General features: G+C 71.2%; 10 protein-coding genes. All 10 read left to right on the top strand.

What is annotated here, in order from left to right:
- Positions 1 to 122: 122 nt before the first annotated feature.
- The 10 genes from AMA02S_RS26555 (at position 123) to AMA02S_RS26510 (ending at position 13620) form a co-directional block, all read left to right on the top strand.
- Positions 123 to 614 (top strand): vitamin K epoxide reductase family protein, encoded by a 492-nt coding sequence (locus tag AMA02S_RS26555; protein ID WP_084265620.1) that lies wholly within the window; start codon positions 123 to 125, stop codon positions 612 to 614.
- 58 nt (positions 615 to 672) lie between these two features.
- Complete coding sequence (locus tag AMA02S_RS26550; protein WP_067462745.1) at positions 673 to 1449, top strand: DsbA family protein; 777 nt, start codon at positions 673 to 675, stop codon at positions 1447 to 1449.
- A 131-nt stretch (positions 1450 to 1580) separates the two neighbouring features.
- Positions 1581 to 2387, top strand: coding sequence for a DsbA family protein (locus AMA02S_RS26545; protein WP_067462742.1), 807 nt, complete (start codon positions 1581 to 1583; stop codon positions 2385 to 2387).
- An 11-nt stretch (positions 2388 to 2398) separates the two neighbouring features.
- Positions 2399 to 3646, top strand: coding sequence for a prolipoprotein diacylglyceryl transferase (gene lgt, locus AMA02S_RS26540; RefSeq protein ID WP_084265619.1), 1248 nt, complete (start codon positions 2399 to 2401; stop codon positions 3644 to 3646).
- 12 nt (positions 3647 to 3658) lie between these two features.
- Positions 3659 to 4363, top strand: a complete 705-nt coding sequence (locus AMA02S_RS26535; RefSeq protein ID WP_067462739.1) for a VIT1/CCC1 transporter family protein — start codon at positions 3659 to 3661, stop codon at positions 4361 to 4363.
- A gap of 69 nt (positions 4364 to 4432) precedes the next feature.
- Positions 4433 to 5230 (top strand): hypothetical protein, encoded by a 798-nt coding sequence (locus tag AMA02S_RS26530; RefSeq protein ID WP_067462737.1) that lies wholly within the window; start codon positions 4433 to 4435, stop codon positions 5228 to 5230.
- Positions 5231 to 5576: 346 nt separating this feature from the next.
- Positions 5577 to 6311: a hypothetical protein gene (locus AMA02S_RS26525; protein WP_067462734.1), complete on the top strand. Its 735-nt coding sequence runs from the start codon at positions 5577 to 5579 to the stop codon at positions 6309 to 6311.
- A gap of 284 nt (positions 6312 to 6595) precedes the next feature.
- Positions 6596 to 11167, top strand: a complete 4572-nt coding sequence (gene gltB / locus AMA02S_RS26520; protein ID WP_067462730.1) for a glutamate synthase large subunit — start codon at positions 6596 to 6598, stop codon at positions 11165 to 11167.
- A 13-nt stretch (positions 11168 to 11180) separates the two neighbouring features.
- A complete protein-coding gene (locus tag AMA02S_RS26515) occupies positions 11181 to 12644 on the top strand; it encodes a glutamate synthase subunit beta (protein ID WP_067462727.1) in 1464 nt (487 codons plus the stop codon).
- Between the two features lie 94 nt (positions 12645 to 12738).
- A complete protein-coding gene (locus AMA02S_RS26510; RefSeq protein ID WP_067462724.1) occupies positions 12739 to 13620 on the top strand; it encodes a hypothetical protein in 882 nt (293 codons plus the stop codon).
- Positions 13621 to 13735: the final 115 nt, after the last annotated feature.

Raw genomic sequence — 13735 nt, 5'->3', positions numbered from 1 at the left:
GGGGGTTCCTCGTCCTTCCGGGAACTCGCGCGTGCCCCACCAGGTTCTTGCTTGTGGTGCCCGCGCTCTCCCGTAGGGTGTGTTCGCCGACGCAGCGAGGCGGCGCTCCCGGAAGGATCACGATGACGCAAGAGATGACGGCCGGGGAGCGGGACGGGACGGCGCCCGGCCCGTCCCGGCCCCTCTGGTTCCAGCCCGTGGCCTGGCTGCTGACCTTGGCCGGCTTCGGGATCTCGGTCTATTTGACGATCTCGCACTACGACGAGGACGCGCTGGTGTGCTCGGCGTCCGGCACCGTGGACTGCCACGCCGTCACCACGAGCAAGTACTCGACGCTAATCGGGATTCCGATGCCGCTGCTCGGGCTGGCGTTCTTCGTCGGGTTCGCGGCGCTGATCACGCCGTGGGCGCTGCGATCCCCATGGCCGCCGCTGCGCTGGGGCCGGCTGGCGGCCGTGTCCACCGGTGTGCTGATGGTCGTCTATCTGGTTACCGTGGAACTGGCGATCCTGCACAAGATCTGCTTGTGGTGCACCGGCGTCCACGCCATCACGATCGTCCTTTTCTTCTTGATCCTTTTTGACGAATTCCAGCGGATCGGTCAAGTCGACTAGTCTCGCCGGAACCCGCGCCGCGCGGCAGTCGCGGCCCCCATGCATAGGAGATCCACCCATGAGCAAGGCCGCACGAGAGCGGTCCGCGCGGGAGCGCCTGGCCGTCGAGCGCAAGCGGCAGGCCGCGCGGCAGAAGCAGCGGCGGCTGCTCGCCATCGTCGTCGGTTCGGTGGTCGCGGTGGCGGTGATCGTCGTCGCGGTCGTGATCGTGATGGACCAGCGCGGGAAGAACAGCCGCGCCGAGGTCCACCAGGGCGCGGTCGCTCCGCTCAGCCGCGACGCCGACGGCTCCATCGTGATGGCCAAGCCGGGCGTGACCAAACCGGTGCTGGAGATCTTCGAGGACTTCCAGTGTCCGATCTGCAAGCAGTTCGAGGAGAGCAGCGGCAAGACCGTCCTGCAGTTGGCCGCCGAGGGCAAGGTCAAGGTCGTCTACCGGCCGTTCCACCTGTTCGGCCAGCAGAAGGACCCCGTCAAGATCAACTCGCTGCGTTCGGCCGAGGCGGCGCTGTGCGTTCCCGCCGACAAGTGGATCTCCTACCACGATGCGCTCTTCAAGTTCCAGCCCGCCGAGGGCTCCAAGGGCTTCTCGCCCGATGACCTCGTCAAGTGGGGCAAGGACGTCGGCGTCACCGACCCGAACTTCGAGAAGTGCGTCCGAGACGAGCAGAAGAAGCCCCAGGTCGACGCGATGACGAAGTACGCCCTGGAGACCCGCAAGGTCGAGGGCACCCCGACCGTCTTCCTGGACGGCAAGCCCCTGGATCTGCAGAGCCAGCTGATGAACAGCGACGCGCTGAAGGCGGCCGTCGCCGCCGCGGGCGGGGGCAAGTGACCGGCTGAGATCCGCGCAATTCCGGCAGACACGCCGCGCCGTTCCACTGGGAACGGCGCGGCGTTGCCGTCCCGGCGTCCCGCGCTCGTACGCTGCGTAGCGAACTGGTGACGGGTTGAAACGAGGGATCGATGAGCAAGGCCGAAGGCAAGGAGACCGCGCGCCACCGGCTCGCGGACGACGGGGCACGCGCGGCGGCCCGGGGGCGGCGGAGGCGTGCGCTGGTGGTCGTCACCGGGACGGTGGTCTTCGCCGCGACCGCGGTCGCGGCCGTGGTGATCGTGGTCGGCGGCCGCGACCATGCGACCGTCGGGGACTACAAGGGCGCCCTCGCACCGGCGGTCCGGCAGCGCGACGGTTCGATCGCGATGGCGCAGCCGGGTGTCACCGGTCCCGTCCTGGAGCTGTACGAGGACTTCCAGTGCCCCGCCTGCCTGGCGCTGGAGGAACGGCAGGGCGGCACGCTCAAGGAACTCGCCGCGCAGGGCAGGGCGAAGGTCGTCTACCGGCCGTTCCAGCTCTTCCAGCAGGACCCGCTGATGTCCAACTCGCGGCGGGCCGCGAACGCCGCCGCCTGCGCTCCCGCCGACCAGTGGGTGCAGTACCACGACACCATCTACGCCCACCAGCCCGATGAGGGCGACACCGGCTTCACCAACCCGCAACTGATCGCGTGGGCGGGAGAGACCGGTATCACCGACGCCGAGTTCGCCGCCTGCGTCAACGGGGCCGAGAAGATGGAGACGGTCGAACAGGTCACCGCGCTCGCGGGGAAGGCCGGCGTCAACTCGACCCCGTATCTGGCCCTCGACGGCAGGAAGGCCGGCGACGACGTCCTCGGCTCACCGGACGCGCTCCGCAAGGCCGTCGCCGAGGCGGGCGGGGGCGCACCGGGCTCCGGCGGCAGGAGTGCCACGGGGACGGCCGGGACGCGGTAACGTTCACGCCCATGCAGCCGCTCGCCTCCATCCCGAGTCCCGCACAGGGCGTCTGGCACCTCGGGCCCCTCCCGATCCGCGCCTACGCCATCATGATCATCCTTGGCATCGTCGTCGCCGTGTGGCTCGGCGAGCGGCGCTGGGCCGCCAAGGGCGGCACGCCCGGCGTGATCGTGGACGTGGCGGTGTGGGCCGTCCCGTTCGGCCTGGTCGGCGGGCGTGTCTATCACGTGATCACCGATTACCAGCGCTACTTCGGCGACGACGGTGATCCGGCCAGGGCGCTGAAGATCTGGGAGGGTGGACTCGGCATCTGGGGCGCCGTTCTGCTGGGTGCCGTCGGAGCGATCATCGGGTGCCGCCGCCGTGGCATCTCGGTGCTGGCCCTCGGCGACGCGGTGGCGCCCGGGATCGCCCTGGGCCAGGCCATCGGCCGCTGGGGCAACTACTGGAACCAGGAGCTGTACGGGCGCCCGCTCGATACCTTCTGGGCCCTGGAGATCGACCGCGACCAGCGGCCGAGGCTGTCGGGCAACGGCCTCGCCCCGCTCGACCCGAAGTACGCCGACGTGGCGACCTACCACCCGACGTTCCTGTACGAGTCGCTGTGGTGCGTCGGGGTCGCGATCCTCGTGATCTGGGCCGACCGCCGGTACAAGCTCACCCACGGACGCGCGTTCGCCCTGTACGTCGCCGCCTACACCGTGGGCCGGTTCTGGATCGAGGCGCTGCGCATCGACGACGCCCACCACTTCCTCGGCATGCGGCTGAACGACTGGACGTCGATCGTCGTGTTCCTGGGCGCGGTCGCCTACCTCTACCTTTCCCGCGGGCGGACCGGCGTGGAGAACGTCGGCCAGGTGGCCGCGGACGGATCGTCCACCGCCGCGGTGGAACCTGCCGCGGAGTCCGACGCGCAGTCCGAGGAGGCGGAGAAGGCCGAGGCGGGCGAGGCGGGCGAGGCGGGCGAGGCCGCCGAGCCCGCGCAGCCGGAGACCGAGGATTCCGAGGCGCCGGAGCCCGAGACCGAGCAATCCGAGGCCCAGGAAGCCGAGCCCGACGAGCCTACGGCCGAGGAGTCCGAACCGGTGGTCGAGCCCACGGCCGAGGACGCTCGACCCGACGAGGACAAGGGCGAAGAACCAGACCGGGACCCCGGAACCGGTACTGATGCGGCGGCCGGGGACAATAACGGCGACGGTGCCGCCGCCGCGTCCGATGACGCGGGGAAGGGAGAGCCCGTCAAGGACGGGAAGTAGGAAGCGGCTGAGGTGTCCGGGGCGAATGAGCATCACCACGAGCACCGTGATGTGAGCGGCGGCTGGCTGCGGCCGGCGGTGTTCGGCGCGATGGACGGGCTGGTGTCCAATTTCGCGCTGATCGCGGGGATCGCGGGCGGCCACGCGAGTCAGAAGGTCGTGCTGCTGGCGGGCCTGGCCGGGCTGGCGGCGGGCGCGTTCTCGATGGCGGCGGGGGAGTACATCTCCGTCGCGTCCCAGAGCGAACTGGCGCAGGCCGAGATCGAGGTGGAGCGGCTGGAACTGGCGCGCCACCCGGTGGCCGAGGAGCGCGAGCTCGCCGAGGTCTTCGAGGCGCGCGGCGTCGACCCGGTGACGGCCGCCGAGGTCGCCCGACAGCTGTCGCGCGATCCGGAGGAGGCCCTGGAGATGCACGCGCGAGAGGAACTCGGGGTGTTCCCGGGCGATCTGCCCTCGCCGGTCCTCGCGGCGGGCTCGTCGTTCCTGGCGTTCGCGGTGGGCGCGCTTCTGCCGGTGTTGCCGTACCTGCTAGGCGGCAGCAGCCTGTGGCCCGCCGCGGCGCTCGCGGCGGTCGGGTTGTTCTGCGCGGGGGTGCTGGTGTCGCGTGTGACCACCCGCGCCTGGTGGTACGGCGGGCTGCGGCAGTTGCTGTTCGGAGCCGCCGCGGCCGCGATCACGTACGGGGTCGGCGCGCTGATCGGCAGTAACGGAATCTAGCGCCAATGAATCCGGATGAAACGCCCTTTTGGCCACGCGGGGGTAGGGCGGACCGCTAAGCTCCGGGACGTGATCGAGGCTCGTGACACAGGTTCCCCAGGGGCCACACCCGAAGGCGGACAGGACTTCTGGCCCGCCGACAAACCGGAGGGCGACCGCAAGCGCCCGAACCGCAAGATCCTCTACGGTGCGGGCGCCGCGGTGGCCGCCGTGGTGGTCGCGGTCGCGGCGGTGGTCCTGCTGGGCGGCGGTGACGGTGGGAGCGCACCCAAGAACGTCCTGCCGACGGCCTACACCCCCGATTTCAGCGGTGAGGGATTCACCCGGATCGCCTCGCGCGACGTCGACAAGCGGCCCATCACCGAGGCTGAGGCGCTCGGCGGAGACGCCAAGACACTCGCGTCCGGCAAGTACTCCTTCACCCTGGCGGCCTCGAACCTGACGGCCGACTGCAAGAGCGTGACCTGGGGCGCCCGCCTTCAGGGCGACCTGGCCAAGTACGGATGCTCGCAGATCCTGCGCGGCGCCTACGTGAGCGCCGACAAGAAGTACGTCGGCCAGTTCATCGTGGTCAACCTCGCGAGCGAGGACGGCGTCAAGCAGGTCCAGCGCGACCTCGACAAGGCCACCGGGGCGGGCTGGGTACGGCCCCTGAACCCACCCGGCGTGCCCGCGTTCGGCGCCGGGTTCAGCGCCGCCTACGCCAAGACCTACGGCCACTATGCCGTCGTGACCTGGGTGGAGCGGGCCGGCGGCGTCCAGCCCGCCTCGCTCAACGAGATGATCGACGTGAGCCTGGTGATCGAGAAGCCCGCCGACTTCGTGTGGGGACGGCTCGACCTCGTTGGCGGCGGGAAGCGGCGGTGACCCTGCCGTGCAGGGGCGGGTCACCCGCCCGCGGGCGGTAGTCTGCGCCGTCGTGGATCCCGATCAGCCCGGCCGCCGCGGAGGCGGCCCACGCCGAGCCCCGGTGAGCCGATCCGGCCGGGGACGGGCCGCCCCGCGCAGGAATCCGGGCAGGGCCCCCGGCCGGTCCGTTCCCCCGAACTTCGGCGGTGCGGAGACCGCGAGCTCCGACGTCCCGCCGGCGCCCCGGCGTTCCGCCAAGGCGAAGAAGCGCGCGGCAGGACGCGCGCCGGCCCGGCAGAGCGAGCGCAGGGCTCCGGCCGCCCCGGACAGCGGGCCTGGACCTGGCCGGAGGGCCGGAGCGAAGGTGTACTTCTGGGCCGCCGGGGCACTCGGCGCCGTCGTGATGGTTGCCCTGGGTGCCGGGGTCCTGCTCCAGGGCGGCGACGACTCCGTCGCGGGACGTGCGCCTGCCGTGGTGCTGGGCAGTGCGGCGAGTAGCGGCCCCTCACCCACCTCCTACTCCAGTTCGCCGACCTCCGAGGCATACGCGGGCATCGCCGCGCGTACCGCGGACCCGGCACCGCTGACGGTGGAGGAGGCGTTCCCGTCCTCGGCGGAGAGGGTGATCGTTCCGGACAGCGGTGTCACGCTGAGGCTGCGCTCCAAGCGCGTGGAGCGTGACTGCACCGCCGCCGTGTGGGGCGCGACCGTCGCCGGGGACCTGAGGCGCGGCGGGTGCGCGCAGGTCGCCCGGGGGATCTACGCCGACACCAAACGCGGGTACGGGCTGGCCGTCGCGGTGTTCAACCTGACCGGCTCGGCGGACGCCGACCGGTTCGTCGACCTCCTGGACCACACCCGCGGCGGCGGTTTCGTCCGCCCCCTGGAGGCCCCGGCCCCGCTCGCCTCGTTCGGCCGGGACTTCGGGATGGCGCGCGGTCTGGCCATGGGTCATTTCGCGGTCGTCTCCTGGGTCCAGCGCCTGGACGGCAGGGGCGACGAGAGGGACGAGACGCTGCTGTCGATGTTGATCGAGGGCGGTAAGGCGCCGGCGGTGCTCGGCCGGGCGGCGCGTGCCTCCGGACGCCCCTCCGACTGAGCGGGTTACGGGCACATTTCCGTTTTCGCACGGTAAACATCGTGTCCCGGTGATGATCCTCACCAGGTCAGCGCCCGGGTGCCCGCAGGCGCGCCCGGTATGATGGTCTAAACCACTCAGAGATGACGCACAAGCCGATCAGCGCGGAGAAGTTTCGCTATCCGGTGTAGTCGGGCATGATCCCGACAGTGATGTAATGTCATCTCACCGCAGCAGGGCCAACGTCGTCCCGGACTGCACTGACATCGAAGCAGTGACACGACACGACGACGACGGGAGGGTTGATGGCTTCTGCTGCCCTCACACCTGCTGCCGGGCCCCCGGGCCGCCCTCATCCCCAGGGGCTGTACGACCCGGCGAACGAGCATGACGCCTGCGGTGTCGGCATGGTCGCCGACCTGCACGGGCGCAAGAGCCACGAGATCGTCCAGAACGCCCTGACCGTCCTGAAGAACCTGGACCACCGCGGCGCCGTCGGCGCCGAGCCCGACGACGGCGACGGTGTCGGCATCCTCGTCCAGATCCCGGACGCCTTCTTCCGCGAGGTGTGCGGCTTCGGGCTCCCCGAGGCCGGCGCCTATGCGGCCGGAGTCGCGTTCCTGCCCGCGGACGCGGGCGAGCGCGCCGCCGCGGTCGCCCGCGTCGAGACGCTGTGCGTCGAGGAGGGCCTGACGGTCCTCGGCTGGCGCGAGCTCCCGCACGACCCCGAGTTCACCGGCCCCGCCGCCCGCCGGGTCATGCCGCACTTCGCCCAGCTGTTCATCGCCCCCGCCGCCGGCGGCCCGCACAGCGCCAAGACGGGCCTGGAACTGGACCGTGCCGTGTTCTGCATGCGCGAGCGCGCCGAGCAGGACGTGCCGGTTTACTTCCCGAGCCTGTCCAGCCGGACGATCGTGTACAAGGGGATGCTGACGACCCCGCAACTGGAGCCGTTCTTCCCCGACCTGTCCGACCGCCGCTTCACCAGCGCGATCGCGCTCGTGCACTCGCGGTTCTCGACCAACACCTTCCCCGCCTGGGAGCTGGCCCACCCGTACCGGTTCATCGCCCACAACGGCGAGATCAACACGGTGAAGGGTAATCGCAACTGGATGCGCGCCCGCGAGGCGCTGCTGCGCTCCGACCTGATCCCCGGCGACCTGTCCCGGATCTACCCGGTGATTGACATCGAGGCCAGCGACACCGCCTCGTTCGACGAGTGCCTGGAGCTGCTGCACCTCGGCGGCCGGTCGCTGCCGCACGCCGTGCTGATGATGATCCCCGAGGCGTGGGAGAACCACGCCGAGATGGACGCCGACCGCCGCGCCTTCTACGAGTTCCACTCCACCCTGATGGAGGCGTGGGACGGCCCGGCCAGCGTCAGCTTCAGCGACGGAACCGTCGTCGGCGCCGTCCTCGACCGCAACGGCCTGCGCCCCGGCCGCTACTGGATGACCGACGACGGGCTGGTCGTGCTGGCAAGCGAGGCCGGCGTCCTGGACATCCCGGCCGGCAAGGTCGTCCGCAAGGGCCGGCTGCAGCCCGGCAAGATCTTCCTCGTCGACACCGAGGCCGGCCGGATCGTCGAGGACGACGAGGTCAAAGCCGAGCTGGCCGCCGAGCACCCGTACCGGCAGTGGCTGCACGAGGGCCTCGTGCGGTTCGAGGAGCTGCCGCAGCGCGAGCGGGAGATCCCGACGCACGCGACGCTCGTCAAGCGCCAGCAGACGTTCGGCTACACCTTCGAAGAGCAGCGGATCATCCTCGGGCCGATGGCGCGGACCGGCGCCGAGCCGATCGGGTCGATGGGCACCGACACCCCGATCGCGGTGCTGTCGGAGCGCCCGCGGCTGCTGTTCGACTACTTCAAGCAGCTGTTCGCCCAGGTCACCAACCCGCCGCTGGACGCGATCCGCGAGGAGCTCGTCACCTCGCTGCAGTCCACCCTCGGCCCGGAGGGCAACCTCCTCGAACCCGGCCCGGACTCGTGCCGGCGGCTCGTGCTGCCCACCCCGATCCTGGACAACGACGAACTCTCCAAGATCATCCATATCAACGACGAGGGCTCGCTGCCGCACCTGCAGGCGCACGTGGTGCACGGCCTGTACGACGTCGCCGGCGGGGGAGAGGCACTGGAGGCGCGCCTCCAGGAGATCAACGCCGAGGTCGGACGGGCCATCGACGCCGGCGCGCGGATCATCGTGCTGTCGGACCGCGGCGCCGACTCCGCCCGCGCGGCGATCCCGTCGCTGCTGCTCACCGGCTCCGTCCACCACCACCTGATCCGGGAGAAGACCCGCACGCGGGTGGGCCTGGTGATCGAGACCGGCGAGGCCCGCGAGTGCCACCACATGGCGCTGCTCATCGGGTACGGCGCGTCGGCGATCAACCCGTACCTGGCCATCGAGACCGTCGAGGATCTCGTCCGCGGCGGGAGCCTCGAGGGCCTGGAGCCGGGCCAGGCCGTCCGGAATCTCGTGAAGGCCTATGGCAAGGGCGTCCTGAAGGTCATGTCCAAGATGGGCGTGTCCACGGTGGCGTCCTACACCGGCGCGCAGATCTTCGAGGCGATCGGCCTCGGTGCGGACGTGGTGGCGCGCTGCTTCACCGGCACCACCTCCCGGCTCGGCGGCGTCGGCTTCGGCGTGCTGGCCCGCGAGGTCGCCGAGCGGCACCGCCGCGCCTACCCGGCGGGCGGCAACGAGCCCGCGCACCGGACCCTGGAGATCGGCGGCGAGTACCAGTGGCGCCGCGAGGGCGAGCCGCACCTGTTCAACCCGGACACGGTGTTCAAGCTCCAGCACGCCACCCGCACCCGCCGCTACGAGATCTTCAAGGAGTACACGTCCAAGGTCGACTCGCAGGCCGAGGAGCTGATGACCCTCCGCGGGCTGTTCGGGCTCAGGGAGGGCGACCGCGAGCCGGTGCCGATCGACGAGGTCGAGCCGGTGTCGGAGATCGTCAAGCGGTTCTCCACCGGCGCGATGTCCTACGGCTCGATCTCGGCCGAGGCGCACGAGACCCTCGCCATCGCGATGAACCGGCTCGGCGGCAAGTCCAACACCGGCGAGGGCGGCGAGGACCCCATCCGGTTTACCCCGGACGAGAACGGGGACTTGCGCCGCAGCGCCATCAAGCAGGTGGCGTCCGGCAGGTTCGGCGTCACCTCCGAGTACCTCACGAACGCCGACGACGTCCAGATCAAGATGGCGCAGGGCGCCAAGCCCGGCGAGGGCGGCCAGCTGCCCGGCCACAAGGTCTACCCGTGGATCGCCAAGACCCGGCACTCCACCCCCGGCGTCGGCCTGATCTCCCCGCCGCCGCACCACGACATCTACTCGATCGAGGACCTGGCGCAGCTCATCCACGACCTGAAGAACGCCAACCCCGCGGCGCGCGTGCACGTCAAGCTCGTCGCCGAGGTCGGGGTCGGCACGGTCGCGGCGGGGGTGTCCAAGGCGCACGCCGACGTGGTCCTCATCTCCGGGCACGACGGCGGTACCGGCGCCTCGCCGCTCACCTCCCTCAAGCACGCGGGCGCGCCCTGGGAGCTCGGCCTCGCCGAGACCCAGCAGACGCTGCTGCTGAACGGGCTGCGCGACCGCATCGTCGTGCAGGCTGACGGGCAGATGAAGACCGGCCGGGACGTCGTGATCGCCGCGCTGCTCGGCGCCGAGGAGTTCGGCTTCGCCACCGCGCCGCTGGTGGTGTCGGGCTGCATCATGATGCGGGTCTGCCACCTGGACACCTGTCCGGTCGGCGTCGCCACCCAGAACCCCGTCCTGCGGCGGCGGTTCGCCGGCAAGCCCGAGTTCGTCGTCAACTTCTTCGAGTTCGTCGCCGAGGAGGTCCGCGAGTACCTGGCGGCGCTCGGCTTGCGCTCGCTGGACGAGGCGATCGGGCACGTCGAGATGCTCGACACCCGCAAGGCCGTCGAGCACTGGAAGGCGGCCGGGCTGGACCTCAGCCCGATCCTGCACGCCCCGGACCGTCCCGCCGGCGCGGCCCTGCACCGGGTCACCGACCAGGACCACGGGCTGGAGAAGGCGCTGGACAACACGCTGATCCAGCTTGCCGAAGGGGCCATCGCCTTCGGTGACGCGGTGCGGCTGGAGCTGCCGATCCGCAACGTCAACCGGACGGTCGGCACCATGCTCGGCCACGAGGTGACCAAGAAGTGGGGCGGCGCGGGCCTGCCCGACGACACCATCGACGTCTCCTTCACCGGTTCGGCGGGCAACTCCTTCGGCGCGTTCCTGCCACGCGGGGTGACGCTCCGGCTGACCGGCGACGCCAACGACTACGTCGGCAAGGGCCTGTCGGGCGGGCGGTTGACGTTGCGGCCGCACGCGGACGCGGCGTTCGCCGCCGAAGAGCAGATCATCGGCGGCAACGTGATCCTGTACGGCGCCACCTCGGGCGAGCTGTTCGCCCGCGGCGTCGTCGGCGAGCGGTTCTGCGTCCGCAACTCCGGCGCGACCGCCGTCGTCGAGGGCGTCGGCGACCACGCCTGCGAGTACATGACCGGTGGCCGCGCGGTGGTCCTCGGCCGGACGGGCCGCAACCTCGCGGCCGGCATGTCCGGTGGCATCGCCTACGTGCTGGACCTGGTACCCGAGCGGGTCAACGGCGAGATGGTCGACCTGGAACCCCTCGACGACGGTGACCTGGAGTTCGTCCGGGCGCTGGTCGAGCGGCACCTCGCCGAGACCGGGTCGCGGGTCGCGGGCCGCCTGCTCGCGGACTGGGACGCCGCCGGCGCCCGCTTCACCAAGATCATGCCGCGTGACTACCGGCGCGTCCTGGACGCCATGGCCAAGGCCCGCGCCGAGGGACGCGACGTCGACGAGGCCGTCATGGCCGCCGCGCAGAGCTGAGAGGGGGATTCCCATGGCAGACCCGAAGGGTTTCCTGACCGTCCGGCGGGAGCTCCCGAAGCGCCGCCCGGTCGACGTCCGGATCAGGAGCTGGTCCGAGGTCTACGAGGACTTCGGCAGGGACCGGCTGGAGAAGCAGGCGAGCCGCTGCATGGACTGCGGCATCCCGTTCTGCCACCAGGGCTGCCCGCTCGGCAACCTCATCCCCGAGTGGAACGACCTCGTGTACCGCAAGGATTGGCACGAGGCGATCGAGCGGCTGCACGCCACCAACAACTTTCCGGAGTTCACCGGGCGGCTGTGCCCCGCCCCGTGCGAGAGCGCCTGCGTCCTCGGCATCAACCAGGACCCGGTCACGATCAAGCGGGTCGAGGTCGAGATCATCGACCGGGCGTTCGCCGAGGGCTGGGTCCGTCCCCGGCCGCCCGCCGTCAAGACCGGCAAGAAGGTCGCCGTGGTCGGCTCCGGGCCCGCCGGGCTCGCCGCCGCCCAGCAGCTCACCCGAGCCGGGCACGACGTCAAGGTGTACGAGCGCGCCGACCGGATCGGCGGCCTGCTGCGCTACGGCATCCCCGAATTCAAGATGGAGAAGCGTCACCTCGACCGGCGTATCGCCCAGATGCGTGCCGAGGGCACCGAGTTCAAGACCTCGGTGAACGTGGGAGTGGACGTCACCGCCGACGACCTGCGCGCCGGTCACGACGCCGTCGTCCTCGCGGGCGGCGCCACCGCCTGGCGCGACCTGCCCGTCGCCGGACGGGAGCTCAAGGGCGTCTACCAGGCGATGGAGTACCTGCCGCCGTCCAACAAGGCGCAGGAGGGCGACTATGAGGAGTCGCCGATCTCCGCCAGGGGCAAGCACGTCGTGGTCATCGGCGGTGGCGACACCGGCGCCGACTGCATCGGCACCGCGATCCGGCAGGGCGCCGCGTCCGTCACCCAGCTGGAGATCATGCCGAGGCCGCCGCAGGAGCGCCCCGACGCCCAGCCGTGGCCGACGTTCCCGCTGCTGTTCAAGGTGGAGAGCGCCCATGAGGAACTCGCCGACCTGGGCGGCGACCGGGTGTACGCGGTGTCCACCACCGAGTTCCTCGGCGACGCCGACGGCAACGTCCGCGCGCTGCGGCTCGTGGAGGTCGGCGGGCCGCAGGACGGCTTCCAGCCGGTCGAGGGCACCGAGCGGGAGATCCCGGCGGAGCTGGTGACCCTCGCCATGGGCTTCCTCGGCCCGCAGCGTGAGGGGCTGCTCGACCAGCTCGGCGTCGAGCTGGACCAGCGCGGCAACGTCGTCCGCGACCGCGATTACAAGACCTCCGTGGACGGGGTCTTCGCGGCCGGGGACATGGGCCGTGGCCAGTCGCTGATCGTCTGGGCCATCGCCGAGGGTCGCGCCGCCGCGCACGGCGTCGACGCGTTCCTCAGTGGCGAGACCGCCCTGCCGTACCCGATCCCGCCCACGGCACGTCCGATGGCCTGAGTCACGGCCCCGGAGGCCCTCGCCTCCGGGGCCGTGCCGGCCGGCTTCCCCGATCGCGGTACGTTTGCGTGATCGCTACCGTACTCTCCGTGACATGGCGAAGTCCCAGAGGCAGCACAAGAACAGCAGCCGTCCCTTCGGCCGGTCGGGCGACCCGCGCAAGCGCGCGCAGGGATGGCCGGGGAACGCGGTGGAGCGGGCGTTCACGCGGATCTCCGGAGCGGCGGGGCCCGACGGCGTGTGCCGTCCGGAGGCGATCCCGCTGCTCCTGCTGTACGTCCTGGAACTGCAGGCGGCCAAGGACGACGATGTCCTCGACGACTGCATCGCCTCCTGCGAGACGTTGCGCCTGGCCTACGGCCTGCTCGGCATCCAGGCCGAGACTCGCGCCGTGGATCTGGCGGTGATGAGCCGCTCCCGCGGGACGGCCGAGCATTACGGGACGTCCGAGCCATCCTGGACGGGCCCCACGCACGACGGGCACTGTGTGCTCTGGCTCCCCGGCGTCAAGATGTTCATGGACCCGACGGTCGAGCGGTTCCCGCACCTGGCGAAGCCGGGGCTGGGACCGGTCTCGGGGCGGTCGGTCGTGCTGACGGGGGAGACCGAGGAGACCGAGGCGGGCATCCTGCCCGCCGGCACCGGCCTTGAGGTGCTCCGGGCCGATCACCTGCTGCGCTATACCTTCGCCCCGGCCGAGGCCACGCGGGTCCTGATCGGCCACCCGCGCGTCCAGGCTCTGGCCGGGGGCCTGCGGCGGGCGTCTGCCAACCTCGCCGGGCTGTCCCTGCAGACCCTGCGGATCATCGAGTCGTGGGACCTCGCCCGCGAGGGCACACCCCACCCGAGGGTTCGCGCCTACCTGGAGGTCCTTGGCGACAGCGAGGTCCTCAGGGACGAGCCCGACGTGCGCTTCCTCGTCCGAGGTCTCGGCGGCACGGTGCGCCGGCTACGGCTGGACGAGGTCCCCTGCTAGAGGGCGTGACACGCCGGGCCCACATGCCCGCCCTTGTGCTCCCCGAGGTGGTCGGCTACCTTCAGCGACGCGACGGCCGGTCGCCGGCCGTCCGCTGTGCGGGCCGCGCCGACGG

Source organism: Actinomadura macra NBRC 14102 (genome assembly GCF_001552215.1).
Lineage (GTDB): Bacteria > Actinomycetota > Actinomycetes > Streptosporangiales > Streptosporangiaceae > Spirillospora > Spirillospora macra.
The sequence above is the reverse complement of the archived record's forward strand: the minus strand, read 5'-3'. Positions and strand labels throughout refer to the sequence as shown.

Coding starts and splice junctions, on each gene's coding strand:
- AMA02S_RS26555 (WP_084265620.1), top strand. CDS start 123: ATGACGCAAGAGATGACGGCCGGGGAGCGGGACGGGACGGCGCCCGGC.
- AMA02S_RS26550 (WP_067462745.1), top strand. CDS start 673: ATGAGCAAGGCCGCACGAGAGCGGTCCGCGCGGGAGCGCCTGGCCGTC.
- AMA02S_RS26545 (WP_067462742.1), top strand. CDS start 1,581: ATGAGCAAGGCCGAAGGCAAGGAGACCGCGCGCCACCGGCTCGCGGAC.
- lgt (WP_084265619.1), top strand. CDS start 2,399: ATGCAGCCGCTCGCCTCCATCCCGAGTCCCGCACAGGGCGTCTGGCAC.
- gltB (WP_067462730.1), top strand. CDS start 6,596: ATGGCTTCTGCTGCCCTCACACCTGCTGCCGGGCCCCCGGGCCGCCCT.
- AMA02S_RS26515 (WP_067462727.1), top strand. CDS start 11,181: ATGGCAGACCCGAAGGGTTTCCTGACCGTCCGGCGGGAGCTCCCGAAG.
- AMA02S_RS26510 (WP_067462724.1), top strand. CDS start 12,739: ATGGCGAAGTCCCAGAGGCAGCACAAGAACAGCAGCCGTCCCTTCGGC.